At 61.0% G+C, this 21,017-nt stretch carries 24 protein-coding genes; 9 read left to right on the plus strand and 15 right to left on the minus strand.

Features of this window, described 5'->3' with window-relative positions:
* The first annotated feature begins 99 nt into the window (after window positions 1-99).
* Window positions 100-636, plus strand: a complete 537-nt coding sequence (locus LB526_RS10105; protein WP_224523822.1) for a hypothetical protein — start codon at window positions 100-102, stop codon at window positions 634-636.
* 28 nt (window positions 637-664) lie between these two features.
* Here LB526_RS10105 and LB526_RS10110 read toward each other — a convergent pair whose 3' ends face one another.
* The 11 genes from LB526_RS10110 to LB526_RS10160 all read right to left on the minus strand — a co-directional run bounded on the left by LB526_RS10110 (window position 665) and on the right by LB526_RS10160 (window position 9,073).
* On the minus strand, window positions 665-1,222 hold the full coding sequence (locus LB526_RS10110) for a hypothetical protein (protein ID WP_140636269.1): 558 nt from the start codon (window positions 1,220-1,222) through the stop codon (window positions 665-667).
* Window positions 1,219-1,794, minus strand: a complete 576-nt coding sequence (locus LB526_RS10115; RefSeq protein ID WP_224549189.1) for a L,D-transpeptidase — start codon at window positions 1,792-1,794, stop codon at window positions 1,219-1,221. Before LB526_RS10115 ends, LB526_RS10110 begins: the two co-directional genes overlap by 4 nt.
* The gene (locus tag LB526_RS10120; RefSeq protein ID WP_224627474.1) at window positions 1,781-2,944 is read right to left on the minus strand and encodes a CpaE family protein; all 1,164 of its coding nucleotides are present in this window, start codon (window positions 2,942-2,944) and stop codon (window positions 1,781-1,783) included. The genes LB526_RS10115 and LB526_RS10120 overlap by 14 nt, the downstream gene beginning before the upstream one ends.
* Complete coding sequence (locus LB526_RS10125; protein ID WP_224627475.1) at window positions 2,941-3,582, minus strand: TadE/TadG family type IV pilus assembly protein; 642 nt, start codon at window positions 3,580-3,582, stop codon at window positions 2,941-2,943. The genes LB526_RS10120 and LB526_RS10125 overlap by 4 nt, the downstream gene beginning before the upstream one ends.
* The gene (locus LB526_RS10130) at window positions 3,582-4,103 is read right to left on the minus strand and encodes a TadE/TadG family type IV pilus assembly protein (RefSeq protein WP_224627476.1); all 522 of its coding nucleotides are present in this window, start codon (window positions 4,101-4,103) and stop codon (window positions 3,582-3,584) included. The genes LB526_RS10125 and LB526_RS10130 overlap by 1 nt, the downstream gene beginning before the upstream one ends.
* Before the next feature lie 5 nt (window positions 4,104-4,108).
* Complete coding sequence (locus LB526_RS10135) at window positions 4,109-5,608, minus strand: TadE/TadG family type IV pilus assembly protein (RefSeq protein WP_224627477.1); 1,500 nt, start codon at window positions 5,606-5,608, stop codon at window positions 4,109-4,111.
* Window positions 5,609-5,671: 63 nt separating this feature from the next.
* Complete coding sequence (locus tag LB526_RS10140; RefSeq protein WP_224627478.1) at window positions 5,672-5,980, minus strand: hypothetical protein; 309 nt, start codon at window positions 5,978-5,980, stop codon at window positions 5,672-5,674.
* Complete coding sequence (locus LB526_RS10145) at window positions 5,967-7,412, minus strand: type II and III secretion system protein family protein (protein WP_224627479.1); 1,446 nt, start codon at window positions 7,410-7,412, stop codon at window positions 5,967-5,969. The genes LB526_RS10140 and LB526_RS10145 overlap by 14 nt, the downstream gene beginning before the upstream one ends.
* A gap of 50 nt (window positions 7,413-7,462) precedes the next feature.
* Window positions 7,463-8,482 carry a Flp pilus assembly protein CpaB gene (cpaB, locus tag LB526_RS10150; RefSeq protein WP_224627480.1) on the minus strand — a complete coding sequence of 340 codons (1,020 nt, stop codon included), beginning with the start codon at window positions 8,480-8,482 and terminating at the stop codon, window positions 7,463-7,465.
* A gap of 99 nt (window positions 8,483-8,581) precedes the next feature.
* The gene (locus tag LB526_RS10155; protein ID WP_224627481.1) at window positions 8,582-8,755 is read right to left on the minus strand and encodes a Flp family type IVb pilin; all 174 of its coding nucleotides are present in this window, start codon (window positions 8,753-8,755) and stop codon (window positions 8,582-8,584) included.
* A 144-nt stretch (window positions 8,756-8,899) separates the two neighbouring features.
* Window positions 8,900-9,073 (minus strand): Flp family type IVb pilin, encoded by a 174-nt coding sequence (locus LB526_RS10160; RefSeq protein WP_224627482.1) that lies wholly within the window; start codon window positions 9,071-9,073, stop codon window positions 8,900-8,902.
* 501 nt (window positions 9,074-9,574) lie between these two features.
* On the opposite strand from LB526_RS10160, the gene LB526_RS10165 reads away from it, so the two are divergent.
* The 8 genes from LB526_RS10165 to LB526_RS10200 all read left to right on the plus strand — a co-directional run bounded on the left by LB526_RS10165 (window position 9,575) and on the right by LB526_RS10200 (window position 15,861).
* Complete coding sequence (locus tag LB526_RS10165) at window positions 9,575-10,960, plus strand: CpaF family protein (protein WP_224627483.1); 1,386 nt, start codon at window positions 9,575-9,577, stop codon at window positions 10,958-10,960.
* Window positions 10,960-11,931: a type II secretion system F family protein gene (locus tag LB526_RS10170; protein ID WP_224627484.1), complete on the plus strand. Its 972-nt coding sequence runs from the start codon at window positions 10,960-10,962 to the stop codon at window positions 11,929-11,931. Before LB526_RS10165 ends, LB526_RS10170 begins: the two co-directional genes overlap by 1 nt.
* A gap of 17 nt (window positions 11,932-11,948) precedes the next feature.
* Window positions 11,949-12,896 carry a type II secretion system F family protein gene (locus tag LB526_RS10175; protein WP_411967377.1) on the plus strand — a complete coding sequence of 316 codons (948 nt, stop codon included), beginning with the start codon at window positions 11,949-11,951 and terminating at the stop codon, window positions 12,894-12,896.
* 52 nt (window positions 12,897-12,948) lie between these two features.
* Window positions 12,949-13,497, plus strand: a complete 549-nt coding sequence (locus LB526_RS10180; RefSeq protein ID WP_224627488.1) for a tetratricopeptide repeat protein — start codon at window positions 12,949-12,951, stop codon at window positions 13,495-13,497.
* A gap of 1 nt (window position 13,498) precedes the next feature.
* Window positions 13,499-14,011 carry a prepilin peptidase gene (locus LB526_RS10185; protein ID WP_224627491.1) on the plus strand — a complete coding sequence of 171 codons (513 nt, stop codon included), beginning with the start codon at window positions 13,499-13,501 and terminating at the stop codon, window positions 14,009-14,011.
* Window positions 14,012-14,109: 98 nt separating this feature from the next.
* Window positions 14,110-14,907, plus strand: coding sequence for a sterol desaturase family protein (locus tag LB526_RS10190; protein ID WP_224627492.1), 798 nt, complete (start codon window positions 14,110-14,112; stop codon window positions 14,905-14,907).
* Window positions 14,900-15,571: a methyltransferase family protein gene (locus LB526_RS10195; protein WP_224627493.1), complete on the plus strand. Its 672-nt coding sequence runs from the start codon at window positions 14,900-14,902 to the stop codon at window positions 15,569-15,571. Before LB526_RS10190 ends, LB526_RS10195 begins: the two co-directional genes overlap by 8 nt.
* The gene (locus tag LB526_RS10200) at window positions 15,568-15,861 is read left to right on the plus strand and encodes an HNH endonuclease (RefSeq protein ID WP_224627494.1); all 294 of its coding nucleotides are present in this window, start codon (window positions 15,568-15,570) and stop codon (window positions 15,859-15,861) included. The genes LB526_RS10195 and LB526_RS10200 overlap by 4 nt, the downstream gene beginning before the upstream one ends.
* A gap of 24 nt (window positions 15,862-15,885) precedes the next feature.
* Here LB526_RS10200 and LB526_RS10205 read toward each other — a convergent pair whose 3' ends face one another.
* The 4 genes from LB526_RS10205 to LB526_RS10220 form a co-directional block, all read right to left on the minus strand.
* Window positions 15,886-17,133: an ABC transporter substrate-binding protein gene (locus tag LB526_RS10205; protein WP_224627495.1), complete on the minus strand. Its 1,248-nt coding sequence runs from the start codon at window positions 17,131-17,133 to the stop codon at window positions 15,886-15,888.
* Window positions 17,134-17,364: 231 nt separating this feature from the next.
* Window positions 17,365-18,000: a lytic transglycosylase domain-containing protein gene (locus LB526_RS10210; protein WP_318013256.1), complete on the minus strand. Its 636-nt coding sequence runs from the start codon at window positions 17,998-18,000 to the stop codon at window positions 17,365-17,367.
* A gap of 254 nt (window positions 18,001-18,254) precedes the next feature.
* Window positions 18,255-18,623 (minus strand): hypothetical protein, encoded by a 369-nt coding sequence (locus LB526_RS10215; RefSeq protein ID WP_224627496.1) that lies wholly within the window; start codon window positions 18,621-18,623, stop codon window positions 18,255-18,257.
* A gap of 72 nt (window positions 18,624-18,695) precedes the next feature.
* Window positions 18,696-21,017 (minus strand): DUF5801 repeats-in-toxin domain-containing protein (locus LB526_RS10220; protein WP_224627497.1); only part of this gene is annotated, 2,322 nt, incomplete at its 5' end.

Below are 21,017 nucleotides of genomic sequence, written 5' to 3' on the forward strand. Positions count from 1 at the left end.
ATTAGATGTGAGCGACATTCCTTGAAAAGCAAGGCGTTGCGTTAAGTCTCGCGCAACCAATGCGGCCTAGAATCGGCCATCGGATGTCGAGGGGATGACATGATGCGCAAGCCGATACTGCTTTTTGCCTTTCCGGCCCTGGTGCTCATTCTGCTGGCGGCGGAGCGAGCGGCGGCGCTGCTTCTCGGCTTCTATCCGGCGAGCCCCGCTGCGTGGCACGCCTGGCTCGAGCTGCGGCCGTTCTCGACCATGTTCTGGCAGCAGGTGCACGTCTATCTCGGCGGATCGATGGCGCTCGATGCGGCCATCATTGTCTTCGCGGCGGGCGCCTGCTGGATGGCAAGCTGCTCAAAATGGTCCGGCGGTTTCTTCATCGCCAATCATGCTGCAATCATTTTCGCCGGGTCCATGATGGCGCTGAGCAGCCACGCGGAAACGGCGAGCACGATCGCCGCCTTCGTCACGCCCCATGGCCTTCAGTTCTCGGTGATGGTCGACCTAAGCTTGCAGAACTGCCTGGTGCTGTGCCTCGGTCTCGCGGCATGCGCCTACTGCCATGTCGCCTTCTTGCGCGAGGCAAAGCTGCGTGCCGAAGCCCGCGCTGTCCGCATGCTTGCGCTGCAGCGCGATCTGTAATCTGCCGGTCTAGGCGAAGACCGCCTGCTCAGTTGATCTTCTTGTAATAGACCTTGCCGTCGGGCTGCTGGATGCGCTGGTAGGACGGGTTGGGCCCCGGAGGCGCGACCTTGCGCTTGAACGCGGGCTGTCCGTCTCCGGCGCCAGCGTCTCCGTCGGCCGCGGACGCATCCGCCACCGTGGTGTTGTCGAGCAGGGCCGGCTCGGCCGCGCCGGGCGCCGGCTCGCTGGCGGCGACGGGCTGGCCTTGCTCAAGCTTGGCGATATTGCCGTTGATCCGGCCGAAATTCGCCTGCAACTGATGGTCCAGCGTCTCGAACCGGCTCTGGAAACCGTTGTTAACGGTGTCGATGCGCGCGCCGATCCGCTGCTCGAACTGGCCGAGCTGTTCCAGCCGCGCCTCCATCGTCTTGAGGTCGTTGACGCCGCGATAGAGATAGACCGCGGCCGTCACGTTGACGACGGTGACGAGCAACGCACCCACCGCCACGACGCCGATCAGCCTGGCCCGGCTGGGCTTTCCCGGAGCGGCTTCCCTGTGACCGAGTTCGATTGCCGGGACGTCCGGCTCGCTGATCATCGTCATTCAACCACCACCTTTGCGCCCACCGCGACGCGTTTGAAAAGATCGATCACATCGGTGTTCGTCAGCCGGAAGCATCCGGACGTGCCGTCGAAACCGACGCCCTTGGGATCGTTGGTGCCATGGATGCGATAGAGCGTGTCGCGCCCGTCGCGCGACAGATAAAGCGCCCTGGCGCCGAGCGGATTGTAGGGACCGGCCGGCACCATCGCCGGCAGTTCCGGCCGGCGCGCGCGCATTTCCCTGGGCGGGCGCCATTCCGGCCATTCGGTCTTGGAAGCGATTTTGACAGTTCCGGTCCAGCCGAAGCCGTCGCGGCCGACGCTGATCTGGTAGCGCAGCGCATGCCCCGCTGCGGTCACCAGATAGAGCGCCTTCTCGTTTTTGCGGATGACGATCGTGCCGGGCTGCTCACGGGTCTCGAAGGCGACCGCCTTGCGCAGGCTGGGGCCCATGGCCGGCAGCGGCGGCAGTCCTGATCCGGCCATCGCTACGTCGCAGGCCGACGCCAGCGCGATGCCGATCAGGCCGGCCGCGGCAAGACGCCCGGCAATGCGAAGGCTAGCGCTGGGCATTGTCCAGCCGCTCCTTGAACATGCGTTTCAAGTCCTTGTTGAAGCGCGCGCGTCCGTCGACCTCGGAAGGCAAGATGGCGCGGTTCAGCGCGTCGGCCAGAAGCGCGTTGTCCAGCGCCAGCGACTTGATGTGCGGCGCCTTGAAGATCTTCTCCAGCTCGCTGCGCGAGAAGTGGTTGCCGAACCATTTGCGCTTGTGCTTGTTGGCCACCAGCGTGATGCTGACCTTGTTGCCGCGCAATTCGCGGATCTTCTTGTAGAGCCGCTTGCCTTGCCTCAGCGAAGCGACGTTGAGCTCGAAGACGATGAAGATTTCGTCGCTCGTGCGCAGCACCGAATCGTGCCACGGCGTCTCGATGTTGGGCAGGTCAATGACGATGTCGTCGAAGCGGTAGGCGACGAGGTCGAGCAGCCGGAAGACGAAGTCGGAACCGCGCGGCTCGAACGGCAGTTGCGGCCGCTCGAAGGAATAGAGGGTCAGGCCGGAGGGCCGCGACAATTTGATGACGTCCATCAGCTCGACGTCGAGCCGGTCCGGCTGGCCGATGATGCCGGAGAGGTCGAACTGGTTGAACTGGTTGAGATAGGCGCCGCAATTGGCGCTCTGGAAATCGAGATCGACGAGGCAGGTCGAGGCCGCTCGCTCGGCCGATTTCGAGGCCAGATACTCGGCCGCCGAGATCGCCAGCGTGGTGGCGCCGGCGCCGCCGCTGGCGGCAATGAAGGTGACGATGCGGCTCTTGGTGCCTTGGCTGCCGGTGTCGTGGAAGGTGACGGCGTTGAGCAGCTCCTTGGCGTCGAGCGGCTTGTGCAGCCAGTCGGACGCGTTCATGCGCACCAGAACGCGCGTCTGCTCGGAGGTGAGCTCGTCGGAGATCGCGATCAGCGGCACCGACGCCCAGGCCGCGCGCGCCTCGACGATTGCCGGATTGCCGAGCAGCTCGCCATTGGCGAGATCGAGGATGATGATGCCGGGCCGGCTGTCGACAGGCGGCCCTTTGAGGAACTCCTCCGCATCCGAGACCTTGACGTCATAGATCGCCAGCGCGTCGAGCCGCGTGGTGACGTCGCGTTTGAAATTCGCATCGCCCGAAAACAGCGCCACCTGCTTGCGTTTGGTCGGGAGGACTCTCGTGTCGATGGCGTTCATGATGGCGCACTCGTTTTCAGATCTTCGCCCGTGACGGTGCTGAGCATGGAGGGCATGTTGATGTTGGCGAACCCCATCAGTCCGCCCAGGAAGAAGAATTGGAAGGTGCGGTTCTGAAGGCTGACGGTGATGGTTGGCACCGGGCCGCCCAATCGGGTCTGAAAGCCCAGGCCGGTGGCGGTATAGGTGATGACTACATTGTCCCGGCGAAGGCCAGGGAAGAAATGGCACATGCCGGGCCTCTGGGTCCCTGTGAGAGCCGGGCAGGCGTCATCGTCGGTGACGGCGGTGTCGCCGCGAAAGATTCGGCTGAAATTGGTGGCGTTGAATACGCCGCTGTTGGTGCAGGCGCCGGTGGTGCCGGTATAGCTGCAGGCGAACGGACCGTAGGCGCCCGCGACAACGGGTGCGCCGGGCGTCGTCGTCGGACCGGCGGTGGTGAGGTTTGTCGCGACAGGATCGGAGATCGAGGCCAGGCGCGCGCCGATCTGCACGGCCTTGGTTGCCGCGTTCCACTGGTAGAAGGCATAGCCGAAATCGACGAAGCCGAGCGTCAGCGCGAAAAGCAGCGTCGATACAATGGTCATCTCGACCATCGCCGCGCCGTCCTCGGATTTTGCGAAACGCCTGATCATCATCAGAACCGGATCAACCGCTCCTCGTGAAGACCGCTCAGGGTGATTGGGGCAACGCCGATGAGCGACAGCATCCCGACGCCGCTATAGGGATAGGTGCCGGCGGCCCTGACAATGCAGACTTGCGGGGTCACCGAGCGATATAGGGTCACGCCCGCGACGACCACGTCCTGGCAGTTTGTGCCGATGGTCACCGTCACATTCGCCGTCGACCAGCCGGCAACGCGCGCGCTGCCCGTTCCGGCCGGGTTGCCGAACACGGCGATGTTAGCCGCGATATTGGCGCAGTTGATCGCCGTCAGCCCGGCGTCGGTGTAGAGTTGGCTGTTGCAGCGCGCGGCAAAACGCGCGCCGTCGTCAAGACCGGCTTCCATCAGCAATTTGTCGTGGATCAGATTGCCGAACTCGAACACGCCAGCCGACAGGATCAGCATCAACGGCGCGACCAAGGTCATTTCGACGAGCACCGCCCCTCGCTGGTCGCGTCGAAATCTCCTGAGATGACGGGCGATCAGCCGAACCATTGTCGTCACCGATAAAGCTGCGCTTCGTCGCGCAGGAAATTGTCGAGGGTTCCACGGCCGCCTTTGCCCGTGATGTCCACGAGCTCGACATTGATGTTCTTGCCGTCCTTGATCGGCTCGGTGATGAAAAAGCTGCCGAAGGCATGGACGGGCACGTCGTCGGCGCGACCGTTGAAGCCGCCAATCGCATTGCAATCGATGATCGCGCCGTAGAGGATGCGTCGGTCCACGGTCGTGACGGGCGTCTGGCCGCAAGATGGAGTGCCGGTCTCGCCGCCGACCGAAGCATCGCCGACAATGCTGTCGTTGGTTGCAGGGTTGCCGTCCGGATCGATTTCGTAGCGATAAACCTCGTAACGTGTCGGCAGATTGACACCCGTGCCTGATAACGCAGACGGAACAGCCCGCCCAGGATGGTTGGCTGCCCAGTACCTGGCGAAGTTCCAGTCACCCGCTCCCATGCGGCCGCCCATCATGGTGCAGTTGCCTGCAGATATGCAGGAATCCTCCTCAAGGCCGATGCCCTTGGTGGGGTCGGTTTCGAATGTAGTGCTGTTGTTGCAATTGAAGCTTTTGAGGCCCATCCGGACGTTGGCTGCCGGGCCATTTGCCGTGCCGACGTAGTTTTTGCTGATGCCGAAACGTGCATTTAGCCCATCCTGCACCGGGCCGGCATTCTGTCCGGGTTCGGTATTGACGCCATCTTGGGCATAGCAGCCTGACGGTTTCACCCGGGCAAGTGCCAATTCCAGCGCTTGCGCGCCGTTGCCGTCTGGGGAAGCAAGGAACGCAAAATTGCCCGGCTGGTAGGAACCATCATTGCGCAGGGTGATCTGGCGACGACGGTATTCCCGCGTTGTGGCTGCCTGCTCCAGCGACACTCCGCCTGGAGATCCCTCATAGGGATTGCAGATGAAGACCGGCGTATAGTCGCACACCGACGTCCTGAAGCCTGCGACAGCTGAGGCGCCGACATTGAAGCTGTTGCTTGCCGTATTGCCGGTCAGGAATGATGCCGGAAAGATGGCGGCAAAGCCGGTTGGCGCGACCGTCACCTGGACAAAGCGGGTCTCCAGTTGTCCCACCGCAGGGTCGGTGTTGGCGTAGTTGGCTGTGGTGATCGCTGCAGTGTCGGCGGGAATGGTCTTCAGGAAACACCAGGAAATGTTCCCCGCACTGTTGCACCGCAGTGCGCCTCCCGGCTGCCCGGCGGTGACGGTGAACCTGCCATTCGTTCCGACCGTCGAGAAATAACTCTCATTACGAACCAGTGTCGCCATGGCGCGCTCGGCCCGTGCCCAGGCGCCGGTACTGCCGTCCAACTCGGCCGCGCCTGCAAGCGCAAAGGCATCTGCCGCCTTCTGCAGGTCGTTGTGCATGTTGTTGACCCGGCTCATGTCGATCGACAGCAGCGAGAAGCCGATGATCGCCGGCAACATGACGCTTACCAGAATGAGCGCAACGCCCCTCTGATCGCGCCAGAATCTGCGTATGGTCCCCAACATGACCTTACTCTCTTCCCTCTTGCGCAGGCCCTCCTCGCCTGGCGCTGTCGCATCATGCAATTTCTATTGACTTGCCGTGGCTGGCTCGCTCACACCTGAGGAACCGACATTGACTGTCATATTCGTGGCAGGCGCAGGCGGGGGCGGAACTTTGTATTTCTGGACGACCGCGACGGCACGCGCGCCGTCGCCTTCAATTTTTGTGTTGTTCGATGCCGGGTTGTACGGATCTACCGTCTGCAGAAGCTCGTTTGCTTTCTGCGCGTCACCCGACGCCAAGGTCATCGTGTCGTAATTGTGCAGATAATCGGCGGCGCAGCCCGCAAGCAGGCTGGAGCCGAGAAGGACGAGCAGGAGCTTATTTCTTGACATAGACCAGCTTGTCCTTCGATTTCACATCCAGCATGTGGCCATAGGGGCCGGTGACGCCTTCGCCATGCTCATACTTCCTGATCATGTCCTTGCTGACTTCGAGCTGGCCGAGCAGGAAAAGTTCCGGGTCGTTTGCGGGCTTCGTCTTGTCGAATGGCGTCGCCAGTTGCTCGCCCGGCTTCACCGGCCGCACGAGATGCGGCGTGACGATGACGACCAGCTCGGTCTCTTCCTTCTGCGTGCTCGAATTGTGAAACAGCGCGCCGACGATCGGCACCTGTCCGAGCCATGGCACCTGATCCTGCAGCCTGGTGTTCTTGCTGGACAGAAGCCCGCCGACCGCGAAGCTCTGACCGTCACGCAACTCCACCACTGTTTCGAGCTTGCGGTTGGTGAAAATTGGGTCGCCAGCCGTAGTGAAACCGGTCAAATCGCTGACTTCCGGCGCCAGCTTGATATGGATCTTGTCGTTGTCGAGCACGACAGGTGTGAAGTTCAAATTGACGCCGAACTGTTTGAAAACGATCGTGACCTGATCGTTATTGACGACTTGACGAATAGGCACCTCGCCACCGGCATTGAAACTGGCTGTCTCTCCTGAGAGCGTAGTCAGGTTCGGTTCCGCCAGCAACCGCACGACTCCTTTCGTCTCGAGCGCCTGGATGAGCAGGTCTACTTTGATGTTGCTGTCGATGACGCGGGTGATCAGCGCCCCAAACGGGCTTGCGCCAGACAGAAGGCCACTGATCAGATCGCCTGTTCCAAGCACCGTTCCGTCTTTGTCAACCGTGGCGTCGCCAGTCCCGAAAATGGTTTTGCCGTTGCGGCTTGCGCCCCTCCATGACACGCCGAGGTCGCGGCCTGCGTTACGCTTGGCTTCCAGGATGCGGACTGAAAGGTTGACTTGCTGGCTGTCATCGATGGTGACTGCGTTTATGATGGAATCGGGACCGTATTGCTGAGTAACTTCCACGATCGATGCCAATGTCGCGCCGTCCTTGACATGGCCCGAAAGCCTGATCTTCCCATTGATGGAGCCGATCTCGATGCGTGCCTTCGGCGCCACCTGGCGAATGGCTGCCGCCATGTCGCTGACGTCCTGGCCAACCTCGACCTGGATAGCGCCAAGCGAGCGTTTGTCATCCGAGAACAAGTTGACGGTGGTGGTGCCGACGCTCTTGCCGATGACATAGAGCGTCTTGTCGGTCATCGGTTGCGCGTCGGCGATCTTCTCGTCCCCAACGACGATGTCGCCGAGCGTGGAATTGACCTGGATCGTGACGGATTGCGAAACGGGCACAAACACGCGGTGCAGCGAAGGGCTCGAAACGTCGATGAAGCGGTCAGCCGCCCTGGCGGAATGGCTTGAGATCGTCGACAACGTCACCACGGATAGCGCGGCTGCCGCTATCTTTACCCAAAACCCTTGCATCCCCGTCTCCCCAATTGCTGCCGATGGCAGCCCCACCTTATTGTGCCTCGTTAGTCCTGTCGCGGCACATCGTAGGTTTCGAGCTTGACGCCTCGAAACACCCCTATTGTCGCCCGAGCCGGCGGCTCCGGCTGCACATATTTGACCACTTCCTTGACGACTTCCTGTACTTGTGGCGCGGAGGCCACAGCTGGAACCGGCTTCACCTTGCTCAACTGGTCGACCGCCTTGGCCAGCCCATCGATTCTGGCGTCGGCTCGCCTGCGCTCTTCCGCAGCCGCTGCATCCGCGGCGGCCTGCTTTTCAAGTGCCGCCTGCCGCTTGGCGAGGTTGTCAGGTGTGTCGCCGGTCAGATCCGTGAGCGTGATCCGCTCGGTGGTTTCTTCCTTGTTAGCTGCTGCCTGACGGAGCGCCAGCGACAGCTGGCCGGCGCCGGCGGCAAGCGTCAGCTTCTGCGCGTCCTTTGTGCTGACCTCGACTGTCACTGCCTTCACTACGGTGGGACTGTCCTTGCTTTCGTCGGCCACCTGGTCGACCGCAAGTACCTTGACGCTCTGCAACAGCACGTCGACGAAACTCTTGTCGGCGCCTTCGTCGCTGCGCGCCGTGCGCGTCAGCAGCACGTCGACTCGATCGCCCGGGAAGACGAAGCCGGCGACGCCGAGCACGTCATTTACGCGGATGGAAACAGCTTTCATCCCTTCGGCGAGCACAGCTGAAAGCGTGGCGCGCTGGCCTGGGCCGGTGATTTTGGTGGCAAGCACCGGTTCATTGACACCGATCGCCTGCAGCGCCTGTTTGCTTCCATCTCCGGCCAAAAGCTCTTTGGTCGTCTTGAATGCACCGGCCGGAACGGCACCCGCGGGCCACGCGATCTCGCGCAGTTTGTCGGCGCTCAGTGTGTCGCCGAATTTTAGAGTGGTCGCGGCCACGACAATAGTGTCGCGCGGAACCTCGCCTGCCTGAGCCATCGCGCTGCGTTGATTTGCCAGCCACATGTTGGCAAGCACCACCGCCAAGATGCCGAACACGCTGGCAAGCACGATCATGATTAAGGTATTTGCGCGCATGGATTTGCCCCACCCGAATGCGTTTGCGCAGCTAGCTGCGTTGCCCCAAGTCCATCGACGCCGAGGGTGTCCTCGGCGTCGATGATAGCGTCAAGAATATCACGGCAGCGCCGCGTTCAACGTCGTCCATTGAGTTCCGACCCATGCTCCGACCAGCACTACGGTGGCGATCACAGCCACCGTGATGATGCCGAGCAGGACCGTGTACTCAACCATTGCAGCGCCGCTTTCATCGTCGCGAAACTGCCGGAATATGGTATGGAGCTTTTTCATGGGTTTCCCTTTTCGAGCTTGAAACCGGACGAGGCGAGTCAAAGATCAACGTCGCCTCGTCACCCTCCCACCAAGCAGTCGTCTCCGACTTTGGCAGAGGGGACCCAACCAAACCTTTGATTGGGTCGATTTCAGTTCTTCAAATCATGGAAGCGCCGCGTTCAGCGCGGTCCACCTGCCGGCGACCCACGTACCAACCAGCACCACGGTAGCGATGACCGCCACCGTGATGATGCCGAGCAGCACCGTGTATTCGACCATGGCAGCACCGTTTTCGTCGTCGCGGAACTGCCGGGTCATCGTCATGAGCTTCTTCATGCCAATTTCTCCCTTTGGAGGTTCGAACCCGACGAGACAGAGCCAAGGAATGTACCCCATACCCAAGCATCCCCCGTCGAAATCAATCCTAGGTCGCACGAAAAAGCAGTGTCAAACGGATTAACAATCCCTTAACCTTCCAATACTCGGTTAAAAGCTCTTTCATTTCCGACAACAGCTTGATTCGCCTTGTTTTTCAAGTGATCTTAACCATTCGTTCACAATTTCACCCCGGCCGTGCCGCACCGTCACCATATTAGGGTTGCTACATAACTTAATATATCTAGGGGCTTAGAGACACTGGTCGGTCTATGAGGGCGACGAAAGTCGTAGGACCTTGGTCTGTGAATTTGGAGCAGGATAAAATAAAACGATTTTCCCGAGCCTCTATTTTTTAACTATGTTGCAAGTATACATCCCTTAGGGCTTGCGGACCGCTTGTGCCCTTCGTGGTTAACGCTTAGTTTTCAATCCTGGGGAAATCACGGGGGGCTATGCGGTATGCTGGGGCGCTTCATCAAAGGACCGAATGAGCAGCGGGCGCTGCAGCCGGCACCTGTGGCTGCGGCATCGAATGGGGCCGCTGCCGCGCCAGTCGCGGACGCTGAACCGCACGGCGATGATTTCCTGACGCTCAAGGTCGAATTGCATCGCCATCTTATTGACCGATTTAATCTAGCAGCCCTCGAAACTGCGTCCAAGGACGAGATCCTGGATGAGATCCGGCCGATCGTGCGCGAGTTCGTGCGCGGCCGAAACGTGCCTTTGAACGCTCGCGAGCTCGATCAGCTGACCAGCGACACCGCCGACGAGATGCTCGGACTTGGGCCGATCGAACCGCTGCTCAAGGATGATTCGATCGCAGATATCCTCATCAACACCCACAACCATGTATTCATCGAACGGCGCGGCGTGCTCGAAGAAACCTCGATCCGTTTTCGCGACGAGGCCCATCTCCTTCGCATTATCAACAAAATCGTCTCGAATATCGGCCGGCGTGTTGATGAATCGGCGCCGATGGTCGATGCGCGTCTTGACGACGGCTCGCGCGTTAACATCGCGGTGCGGCCGATCTCGGTCGACGGCCCATTGGTATCGATCCGCAAGTTCTCGAAGCACCCTTATTCGCTTGAACGCTTGGTTACTTTCAATTCCATACGCCCACCGATGGTAGATCTGCTGCGGATCGCCGTGCAGGCGCGCAAGTCGATCCTGGTTTCGGGCGGCACCGGCAGCGGCAAGACGACGCTGCTCAATGCCTTGTCGAGCTATATCCCGGCCAGGGAGCGTCTGGTTACCATCGAGGACGCGGCGGAACTGCAACTGCAGCAGCCGCATGTTGGCAGGCTGGAGACCCGCCCTCCCAATGTCGAGGGCAAGGGCGAGGTCCGCCAGCGTGAATTGCTGAAGAACGCCCTGCGCATGCGGCCTGACAGAATTATCGTCGGCGAAGTGCGCGGCGAGGAGGCCTTCGACATGCTGCAGGCTATGAACACCGGCCATGAGGGTTCGATGACCACTATTCACGCCAACACGCCGCGCGATGCGGTGTCGCGGCTCGAGCAGATGGTTGGCATGGCCGGCATGCCGATGACCAATGATTCCATTCGGTCACAGATTGCCTCGGCCATCGACATCATCGTGCAGACGCAGCGTCTTTCCGACGGCGGCAGGCGAGTCGTTTCCATTTCAGAGCTTACCGGCATGGAAGGCAATATCGTCCAGCTCCAGGAAATCTATCATTTCGTTCGCCGGGACGTCGGCCCTGACGGAACGATCGTAGGCGACTTTCGCGCTACCGGGGTGCGTCCGCGCTTTGCCCAGGAGGTCGCGACGCTTGGGCATCATTTCTCCAAGGATGCCTTCAATCCGCAGGTTCCGCTCTGATGTTGACCGGCCAGACTCTTCTCTATTTCATATACGTGCTGGCTGCGGCTTCCGTAATCCTCGCCGCGGAAGCATTTTACATGTCCTTTGCCGGACGCCGTGCCCGGGCCGGAATTATCAACCGGCGCCTGCAGCGACTAGGAGAAGAGGCGCCGGCCGAACAGAGCTTGCAGGGATTGCTGCAGGAGCGGGGCCTGACAGCGTCGGGCGACTTCGTTTTCGGCGCCATTGCCCTCAACCGGCTCTATACACAGTCAGGAATAACCGGCAACCCGATTGCATTCGCCGCGGTGTTCTTGCTAGCCGGCCTGGTGCTGGCTCTGGTGCTGCTTCTGCTGCTGCACGCCTCGGCAATTATCGTCGTAATCGTCTTTTTGTTTGTCGCCTTCGCCTTGCCGCTTCTCGTGCTGCGCCGGGCCCGCAACAAGCGAATTCAAAAGTTCGCCATCCAATTGCCAGACGCCCTCGACATGATTGTAAGGTCGTTGCGGGCTGGACACCCCACCACTGTGGCGATCGGCTTGGTCGCGCGCGAAATGCCCGATCCCCTGGGGACCGAGTTCGGCATTGTCTCCGATGAGATCAGCTTCGGTCTCAGCCTCGAACAGGCAGTGCGCAAGCTATCGGAAAGGGTTGGCTTCGAGGGCTTGCATCTGCTTTCAGTATCGCTTTCCATTCAGTCGAAGACCGGTGGCAACCTGACGGAGATACTGGCCAATCTCTCAGCGGTGCTGCGTGAACGACGTAAGCTGCGGCAGAAGATAAGGGCGCTTTCAGCCGAGGGCCGCATGTCCGCGTGGATAATCTCACTATTTCCGATTCTGATGTTGGCTGTGCTAACGATTGCCGCCCCGAGTTTTTACGGTGACGTCTGGGATAGTCCGATTATCATACCCGTGTTTGTTGTTTTCGGGCTTTGGGCGCTGCTGGGGGACTTCATTATGTACCGCATGGTCAACTTCGATTTTTAGGGGCGGGACAAGGCTTGTTGACCAGTATTTCAAACTCGGCCGTACTGCTGTCCCTGGCTGTTTTTCTCGCTGCGGCGGCATTCTTTTTGCTGGTCGCCCTGGTCTTGAGACCCGCCTTCCAAACCAAAAAATTGGTGGCTGAAACCCTCTTGGCAGAGGGGATAACCAATCGGCGCTCGCTTTTCGCGCAGCAGGAACTTAATCGGATTGCTGCCCAAAGACCGGTCGATGCTTATTTCCGTGCTTTGGAAAAAGAACGTGGCGAGCCGAATGCGCTTGAAGCGAAGCTATTTCGAGCAGGCTTCCACCAATCGAACGCGCCGCTGATTTATACGCTCGCGCGTCTTGCTGCGGTTTGTGTCGGTTTCTTGGTTATCTATGCAATCTTGTCGCGGGTGCTGCCGCCCCAGCTACCCGGTTTTGTGGCATTTGCTGCCGCAGCACTGGTTGGCCTCGGCTGCCTCGTTATACCCAGCATCGCGCTTGACCGTTTCGAGAGCAAACAAAAGCAAATCTACCGTCGCGGATTTCCCGATTTCATGGACATGATGATCACGTGCGCCGACGCCGGCATGAGCCTCGAGGCGGCAGTGGAGCGCGTTGGTGGGGAACTGGCCGGCACCCACAAATGGCTCGGCATCCAGCTCTCAATCATGAATTTGCAGCTGCGCGCCGGCAAACCGCTGCGCGAGGCACTGCGCGAGCTTGCCGACCGCATTGGCCTTGACGAGGCGAGGGCTCTGGCAGTGTTGTTCAGGCAATCGGAAGAGCTCGGCACCAGCCTGACGGATGCGCTTCGTATCTATAGTGATGAAATGCGTAGCCAGAGAATTCTGCGCGCCGAGGAGCAGGCAAATGCTTTGCCCGTTAAAATGATGATCCCGCTTGGGCTTTGCATCTTCCCGGTCGTGATGATGGTTGTGATGCTGCCGCTAATCATCCGCATGAAAGGCATTTTCTTCTAAGCCGCCATATGATTAGGTTCTAAAATAGAGTCGGGGACTCGTGGGACACAAAATGACAGCGCCAAAGCGCCTCGCAGTAGCGACCAGTCTGCTGCTTATCTTCCTGGCGGGCTGCCAGACGAACGAGAACACTGGCGGCGTCGTGCGCACCAATGAGCCCGCCCAAGGCGACTTCACCGCCTTTGGCGATGCCTTCAAAGGCCTGAAGACCATCAGCGATGTCGACTATTACGCCTCGGACCAGGCGGTCGCCGAAGCCAAGACCCAGTTCCGTTCTGAAAACTATGGCAATGCCGGCGCACTTTTCTACAAGGCCACACGGCTAGCGCCCAATGACGGCGTCGCCTGGCTGGGCCTTGCCGCGTCCTGCGACCGCATCAGGCGCTTCGACCTTGCCGACCTGGCCTACGGTCGGGCCTACAGGCTGCTCGGCGCAACGCCGGAATATTACAACAATGTCGGCTATTCCTATTTGCTGCGCGGCAAGCTGCAGGACGCGCGCAGCAATTTCTTGAAAGCCTACGAGCTGGCGCCCAACGATCCCACAGTGGCCAACAATCTGAAACTGCTTTCGTCCAGTGTGCAGAATATCGAGCGGTGACGTGGTTCTGGCTGCCTCGATAGTGCTAAAGCTATTGGCCGCGATCCTGCTCGCGCGCGTTGCGCTGCGGGATTTCACAAGCCAGAAGATAACCAACGGCGATGTTCTGCTGCTTCTGAGCCTCGGGCTCGGCTCGCTCCAACTCGCATCGGTTGTTGCGGGATCGTGGTGGGATACGGGGTTGAGTGCCATCGCGGCGCTTGTTCTTTTTCTGGCACTCTTCCCCTTCTGGGTATTGCGCAGGCTCGGCGCTGGCGATGTCAAGCTGATGTCGGTCATGCCGTTCGTGATCGGCGGCAGCGGTCTGGCGATGTTTTCAGTGCTGCTCCTGATTTTCGCGTTGGTCACCGCAGTGGCCGTCAAGAACCCATTCCTGTTGCCCGCAGGTGCGTTTCGCGTTTACGTCCAGCATCTCGATCGGAAGGGGGTGGTTCCGTTTGGCGTGCCAATTTCGGCAGCCGCGATTTGTACCATAGGAATCCAGGTCGCATATGGCCTGGGTGCCATCTCTTGAACGCGCTCGCAGATGCTGCGGTTAACCTTCTGGAAACCATTAGCTTGCGCTAAAATCAGCAAGATGCTTGGATCGTACCTTGTCGGCGGGGGCGCCGTATGGACCTATTAAATCTCAAAGTTCTTTTGATAACGGCGCTGATCTTTGTGCCGATTGAACGCCTGTTCGCTTTACGGCCCAGCCAGAAGATCTTCAGGAAGGCCTTCTTCAACGACCTTATCTATGCTCTTTTCAATGGAATTCCGATAACGATTGGCCTGGCGGCGACCATAACACTGGCGACGATCACGTTGGGACGGCTGGTGCCGAGTTCCACTAGCGCCGCCATATCATCTCAACCGATTTGGCTCCAGGTCTTGGAGATCACGCTGATAGCGGATATTGCGTTCTACTTTGCCCACCGGGTGTTTCACGCCGTCCCGTTCTTGTGGCGGTTCCATGCGGTACATCACAGTATTGAAGAACTTGATTGGCTGGCAGGCCACAGGATCCATCCTGTCGATCAGGTCCTGACGAAGAGCGCCTCGTTTGTGCCAGTTTTCTTGCTAGGCTTCACCGAGGAATCCATCGCTCTTTTTGCCTTTATTTTTCACGCACATGCTCTCTTGTTGCACGCCAATGTGAGACTGAACATCGGTCCGCTTAAATGGCTGATCGCCTCACCTCAGTTTCATCATTGGCATCATGCTAATGAGCGTGCGGCGTACGATAAGAACTTTGCCAGTCAGCTTTCGTTCATCGATGTGCTTTTCGGAACGATGCACCTGCCTGGCAAGGCGGTGCCGGCACGCTATGGCGTCGACGATCCGATACCGCCTACTTACGTCGAGCAACTCGCCTATCCATTGATGCCACGGGGTAAAACCAATGAAGCTCCCGCCCCCCGTGATGCGTGATTTCATCGGGCGCGCAATGATGACGCTTTACTTCACGGTCTGTGCGACCTTGAAGTCCGGGGCCATGATCGTGGCTTTGCGAGACCCAACTTGGAGTTGGGCGCGGGGGATCAGCGTCGCCGCGGACGTGGCGGCTCTCGGCTTCCTTGTCCTCATTGTCGCGACGACGGTGGCGCGTCTTCCGCCGGTGAAGACGGCGCAAGGGATCGAGCCTCGCCTTTCGGCCCTGATCGGATGCTTCGCCACCGTGACTTTGATCGCTGTCCCCGGTGTTCAGACCCTTCCGCAACTGGAATTGGTCGCTGACCTCATCACCATCGTTGGCTTTACGCTTTGCATCTGGTGCCTGTGGTGGCTCGGCAGATCGTTCAGCATCACCGCGCAGGCTAGACGTCTCGTCACGGCTGGCCCTTACCAGCTTGTGCGGCACCCGCTTTACGCGTGCGAAGCGGTTGTCCTGTTTGGCATAGTTCTTCGCAATCCGACGTGGGCAGTAGTCGCAATTGGAGCGATCGTGATCTGCTTCCAATGCCGGCGGATAATCAACGAAGAGAAAGTATTGCGGTCCGCTTTTCCCGAATATGACGCTTATGCGCGAGCCACTCCGATACTGATCCCGTCGATATCCACGTTAAGGGAACTGGTGTTTCCTGGGGCACGATGACGCTTAGCAGTCGTTACAAACGGCGGGTTTTAACGCGACTAGTTAAGTCCCAAGGCGGACGGTGCTGCTATTGCAACCGCCTTTTTACTGTTTTTGGAATTACTCGCCCCACTCTAGAGCATAGGAAAGCGAAGATGGACGGGGGGCGAGATAGCGTCAAAAACCTCGCTGCGGCTTGCTTCCATTGCAATCAGCACCGGGGTCGGCAGATGGTGCGGGACAGACTGACCGCGGCTAAACAACTTAGCAAGAAGCCAACCGAAGCAGCTTTACCCGAGGTTAACAACTGAGACGTTGAATCATAGCCGCCACGCTCAAAACCCCGCTGTCGACTTCTCCACCAGCTTCAGCTTACCCTTCTCCACCCTGAAGAACGGCATCGACCTTTGGCTCGAGCCGTCGCTGCGGAAGCGGAACAGGCCGGTCGAGCCGCGGAAGCCGCTGGCGTTTTCCAGCACCTGCTTGCTGAAGCCGTTGGGGCCGGCGGAGCTCGCTATGCCCGCGCTCAGCGCCACCACGTCGTAGGCATAGGCCACGTTGACGTCCGGCTGGTAGTTGTAGGTGGCCTTGAAGCGGTCGGCGATCGGGCCGGTCTCGCTCTGGTCGAGCGTTGCGATATAGGCGCCCTCGTAGAGCGGATCCATCGGGCGCTCGAGCCAGCGGTCGGTGCCGATCAGCGTCACCGCCTTGCCCGGAATGCCTTTGGCCTTCAGCGCCGCGAGCACCGCGACAGGGCTACCGTCGCCGCAGGCGACGACCACGGCATCGGGCGCCTCGACCAGCGAGCCCATGTCGGACACCACCTTGGCGCCGCCATCGCTCGCCGAATAGGGCAGGGTCACGGCAAGCGTGGCGCCATAGATGCTGAGCGCGTTGGCCACTCGGGATTCAATCGGGCTCGAGTCCGCGCCCGAAGGCACCAGCAGCACGAATTTCCTGGCGCCCTTGGCGGCGACCGCCGCCGCGCCGGCCGCAGCGCTATCGGCTTCGCCGAGCCGCACGGAATAGACGCCGGGGCCGCCCGCGAAATTGTCGGCCAGCGCCAGCACCGGCGGCCGCTTGGAGCCGGAGAGCTTGGCAAGGTGCTGAGCGGCCGCAAGCTCGGACGGCCCGATGACCGCCTTCGCCGTGCCCGAGGTGATCGCCTTCACCGCGAGGTCCTTGGCGTAGCCGCTGTCGCCGCGCGTGTCCTCGATCGTCAGCGTCAGAAGCTTGTCGCCGAGGTCGGCCATTGCGAGGCGCGCGCCGTCATACATTTTCCGGCCGGTCTCGCCGGTGCTTCCGGGCGCCGAAAGCGGCAGCAGCATGGCCACCTTGGTCGGCCCGGTGCCGAGCGTCAGCTGGGCCTTGGCGGCGGCGGCCGAGGCCGGGCCGGCCGAGGTCGCGCTGGCCAAGGCCGGACTGCCCAAGGCCTGGCCGCTTGCCTGCTGGGCGGGCGCCGCGGGCGCGCCCGCCTGGCCGGCGGGTGCCGTGATCGCCGACGGATCGAGCACGTCCGACGCGCCGCTCTTGGACTGGCATGCGCACAGCGTCGCGACGAGGCCGAGAGCGAGAGCCCCCAATGCATGTCGCCCAAAAGTGGTCCCGGTTTTGGGGAGACGACATGCATCTGACAAAGACCTGAAGCGCGCCGCAACGATTCGTTTCGGCGCGGCGCGCTTCAGGTCCGGATCGTGCCGCTCACATTTCATCTGATGCTTCCATCCCATCTGCCGCCAGTATTCGCCCCGGCCTGCCTTCACTTCTCTTAACGTTTGCCTGCCCGGCCGTCGCGTGATTCTTGCGTCATGGCTTCAGCCGTCGAACAGCCGCGCTCTCAGCGCCTGTATCGTCCTTGCTTGCGCCGGGCTGCGATAGTCGGCGCATTTCATGTAGCGCGGCCCCGGCACGAACGATCGTGGCACGCAGACGCGTTTCTCCTCGCCGGCGGCGGGCAAGCCGACAATCGAGATGTCGGAGAAGCCGATCGTCGAGACGTCGGAGAATCCGATCGTCGCCACCGGCAGCGGCCCGGTCGCGTCGAGGCCTTCCCGTGCCAGGATCGCGCGTGCGCGCCGGCAGTAGTCGACCGAGCGGACAGAGAAGCGGGTCTCGCCGTGCCCGGCGCGGTATTTCATCACGGTGGTGCAAAGATCGCCCGCGGCGAGCCTGTTTGCCTGCGCCAGATATCTGACGCCGAGCGCGATGTTGACGGCCGGCTCGCCAAGCTCGTCGAGCGAGCCGCGAAAACCGAGCATCCGCGCCGTTGCCGGCATGACCTGCATCAGCCCGACCTCGCCGTCGGCGCCGCGCACGCCGGGATCGAAGCCGCTCTCGATCTCCATCACCGCATGCGCCAGCACCGGCTCGAGGCCGTAGAGCGACGCCTGGCAGGTGGCGAATGCCTTGAATGTCGCGCGCGTCCGCTCGGGCGCCGCGTCGCAGCGCACGGGCTGCGCCCGCTGCGGCTGCGGTCGTTCCAGCCAGTTGGCGTGGACAGGTGTTTGCCCCAGGCCGAGCAAGGCGACCGCCAGGGCAATTCCAGGAACACTGCGCAGCAGTTTGCCGCTCGCAATCGCGTCAAGACAAAGAGATGGACCGTTTCGCCGTTTCCCTGAAACGGCGGACCGGTCCAGCGCGATCGCCTTCGCCGGTTCTCCGTCGGCCACCATCGCAGCCAGCCGGCGTCCGCTTGCCCGTCAGCTCAGTGCATGTACTCGACCATGCGGTCGTGGAAGCACTCGCATTTGTTGAGCGTGTCTTCGTCCTTGTAGTTCGTCTTGAGGTAGCCATAGGCCATGCCGCAGGCGACCTTGGCTTCCGAGGCCCAGACGAAGGCGGGACGCGACGAGTTGATCCATTCCGGGCTGTTGGCGACGGCGACCGATTCGTCCATCAGCTTCACCACATGGTCCTTGAGCTCGACCATGTTGTCGGTCAGCACCAGGTCCGACGTGCCGACGGCACGGCAATAATTCACCGCCGGCTCGCCGATGATATCGGCAGCGAACCCCGTCGACCCGGCCACCAACAGCGCCGCGGCCGAAGCCAGCAATCTTACGGAATGTTTCATGTAAACCCCTCTCCGAATTGCGAATTCATGCTTTGCTGATGTTTAGCATGGAAGCGTGGTAGCGCATAAGTGCTAAATGGTGGCCGTGTGCTGTGCGTGGTTCGTGTCGTCGTAAAGGATGTTGATCGTTCCGGCGGCAGGTCCGTTCGTCAGCTGGGCCACATCTACGAAGTTGGTGCCGCCGGCCGTGCCGTTGGTGTCGACACTCAGCGTCTTTGTGCCAGCGTCATAATGCACGTAGTCGGCGATGTTGCCTCCCGGTGCTGTCTCGAACAACGAAGACAAGTCGATCTTGTCGCCTTCGGCGCCACTGTAATCGGTGATGAGATCCTTGATGTCGAGGTGGTCGAGCCTGAACGTATCGGCGCCGGTGCCGCCTGTCAGCGTGTCCTGGCCAGCGCCGCCGACGAGGAGGTCGTTGCCGGATCCGCCATTGAGCGTATCGCTGCCGGCGCCGCCGACGAGCGTGTCATTGCCGCCCGCTCCACTCAAATTGTCGACTCCGGCTCCACCATACAGCATGTTCCCGACATCGTTGCCGGTGATGGTGTCGTCGAAAGCAGACCCGATGATATCGGGCGCCGCCGCCGTCGACGTGTAGATATGCGAAGCGCCGGCGGCGTCCGCCGAGTGATCCGCAATCGGGTTCCCGCTCAGCGTCACGCCGATCAGACTTGTCGCCAGGTCACCGTCCGCGTCCACGATCTGGATCGGCAGATTGAAGTTGACGGGGTTGGTGCTCTGAACGGCTGCGCCGAACCCGGTGATGGCGAAGTCGTCGCCGCTCGTGTTCAACAATTCCAGACTGTTGTAGCCGTCGGCCGTGAACGTTGAGACGGAAACATGGTCGTCCATTATACCTGTTATCTGAGCGGCATAATGAACTGCGGCGGTGGGATCCACATCGACGAAGTGAACCGTGTAGGTTCTGTCCGTCAGCCCACCCGGACTGCCAACCGTGTATGTCGTTGCGTTGGTGCCGATGGTCGCGAAATCGACGATCTGCGTCTGCCCGTCATACGCGATCGCGACCGACGTGACCGAATCGAGCGCACCATCCCCAACGACCTTGTTGTTGTCGGTACCCGTCGTGGCGTTGTCGTCCTTCGCCGTGATTTGAAGAACGGTGTTGGTGTTTCCGTCGCCAAAGGTGAAGGTGGCGCCGTTGGCGGTATAGTGGTTATCGAACACGTGGTCGCGGTTGGCGAGGACGCCATATCCGCCGGCTCCCATCGTGTTGCCGGTCAAATCCTGGACAAAGTCCACCCGGATGCCTTCGCCCGCACCGATGTTCTGCCCGCCGGCGCCGCCGCCGACGCCGAAGGAGTTCGCGTTCCCGTTGATGGTCGTGCCGGTGCCGAAAGGCGTGAAAAGCACGTCCTGCGAATTATCGTCGACCGGGGCACCGGAGTTCTTCTGACCATTGGGCACGAAGCCGGCCCAGGCGCCGTTACCGCCGTCGAAATCATACGTCCCGTTAGAGAACGTCACTTGCGTCAGGCTGTCGACCGTTCCATTCATGTCAACGGAATAGCTGGCACTCTGGGGGTCGAGGGTGACGGTGAACACCGCCAGGCCGTTAGCATTTCCGTACAGGGTATGACCGTCCGCAGATACATCGTAGATGATGTGGGCGCCGCCCGAAGTCAGGCCGCTGTCCGCGCCATCGAGAGACGCCGCGAAAATCGCCGTGCCGGCACCATCCGCTCCGTAGTTGTTGGACAGCGAGTGGTCTACATCCAGAGCAAACGTAACCGGAGCGCCCGCGCTATTCGACAGCACCGCGTAGTCCGGCGAGACTGCTGTCGGGCCGTCATCGAGGAAGGTGACCGCGCCGCCGATGTCGATGGCGCCGGTCGAGGCGCTGTCGCCGTCGGCATCCGTCACCGTCGCCGTCACGGCGATCTTGCCGGCCAGATTGAGCGCGTCGTTGTAGGCGGCGGCCGTCGAGCCGTCGACCAGATGTTCCAGCGCGACGTTCTGCACCACCGTCAGCTTGCCGTCCGAGGCGACCGACACCGTGAAGGCGGTGTGCGTGCCGCCGGCATCGCTGTACTGGCCCTGCACCGTGGCGCCGACCTGGACCAGCGTGATGGCATGGTCGCCCTGCGCCGTCGCCAGGCCGGAGGCCGCGTTCGTCACCGACAGCGCATAGGCCGTCGTGCCGGCGCCGTCGGCACCGTAGGCCGAGGTCAGCGTCACGATCGCCGCAGCGCTCGTCGCCGTCATGATCGCCGGGTTCAGCACGCCGTCCGTCGTCGGACCGTTATTGGTCTCGTCGAGCGTCACCGAGCTGCCGACCACCGCATTCGAGATCGTCGGGCCGTCATCGAGGAAGGTGACCGCGCCGCCGATGTCGATGGCGCCGGTCGAGGCGCTGTCGCCGTCGGCATC

The sequence above is a fragment of the Mesorhizobium sp. CA6 genome, assembly GCF_020165035.1.
Classification (GTDB): Bacteria; Pseudomonadota; Alphaproteobacteria; order Rhizobiales; family Rhizobiaceae; genus Mesorhizobium.

Excerpts from the sequence above, each read along its gene's own strand:
- cpaB (WP_224627480.1), bottom strand. The coding sequence starts at position 8,482 with ATGCGCGCAAATACCTTAATCATGATCGTGCTTGCCAGCGTGTTCGGC.
- LB526_RS10120 (WP_224627474.1), bottom strand. The coding sequence starts at position 2,944 with ATGAACGCCATCGACACGAGAGTCCTCCCGACCAAACGCAAGCAGGTG.
- LB526_RS10215 (WP_224627496.1), bottom strand. The coding sequence starts at position 18,623 with ATGAAACATTCCGTAAGATTGCTGGCTTCGGCCGCGGCGCTGTTGGTG.
- LB526_RS10155 (WP_224627481.1), bottom strand. The coding sequence starts at position 8,755 with ATGAAAAAGCTCCATACCATATTCCGGCAGTTTCGCGACGATGAAAGC.
- LB526_RS10130 (WP_224627476.1), bottom strand. The coding sequence starts at position 4,103 with ATGGTTCGGCTGATCGCCCGTCATCTCAGGAGATTTCGACGCGACCAG.
- LB526_RS10105 (WP_224523822.1), top strand. The coding sequence starts at position 100 with ATGATGCGCAAGCCGATACTGCTTTTTGCCTTTCCGGCCCTGGTGCTC.
- LB526_RS10140 (WP_224627478.1), bottom strand. The coding sequence starts at position 5,980 with ATGTCAAGAAATAAGCTCCTGCTCGTCCTTCTCGGCTCCAGCCTGCTT.
- LB526_RS10190 (WP_224627492.1), top strand. The coding sequence starts at position 14,110 with ATGGACCTATTAAATCTCAAAGTTCTTTTGATAACGGCGCTGATCTTT.
- LB526_RS10145 (WP_224627479.1), bottom strand. The coding sequence starts at position 7,412 with ATGCAAGGGTTTTGGGTAAAGATAGCGGCAGCCGCGCTATCCGTGGTG.
- LB526_RS10135 (WP_224627477.1), bottom strand. The coding sequence starts at position 5,608 with ATGTTGGGGACCATACGCAGATTCTGGCGCGATCAGAGGGGCGTTGCG.
- LB526_RS10125 (WP_224627475.1), bottom strand. The coding sequence starts at position 3,582 with ATGATGATCAGGCGTTTCGCAAAATCCGAGGACGGCGCGGCGATGGTC.
- LB526_RS10170 (WP_224627484.1), top strand. The coding sequence starts at position 10,960 with ATGTTGACCGGCCAGACTCTTCTCTATTTCATATACGTGCTGGCTGCG.
- LB526_RS10200 (WP_224627494.1), top strand. The coding sequence starts at position 15,568 with ATGACGCTTAGCAGTCGTTACAAACGGCGGGTTTTAACGCGACTAGTT.
- LB526_RS10195 (WP_224627493.1), top strand. The coding sequence starts at position 14,900 with ATGCGTGATTTCATCGGGCGCGCAATGATGACGCTTTACTTCACGGTC.
- LB526_RS10110 (WP_140636269.1), bottom strand. The coding sequence starts at position 1,222 with ATGACGATGATCAGCGAGCCGGACGTCCCGGCAATCGAACTCGGTCAC.
- LB526_RS10115 (WP_224549189.1), bottom strand. The coding sequence starts at position 1,794 with ATGCCCAGCGCTAGCCTTCGCATTGCCGGGCGTCTTGCCGCGGCCGGC.
- LB526_RS10165 (WP_224627483.1), top strand. The coding sequence starts at position 9,575 with ATGCTGGGGCGCTTCATCAAAGGACCGAATGAGCAGCGGGCGCTGCAG.
- LB526_RS10180 (WP_224627488.1), top strand. The coding sequence starts at position 12,949 with ATGACAGCGCCAAAGCGCCTCGCAGTAGCGACCAGTCTGCTGCTTATC.
- LB526_RS10160 (WP_224627482.1), bottom strand. The coding sequence starts at position 9,073 with ATGAAGAAGCTCATGACGATGACCCGGCAGTTCCGCGACGACGAAAAC.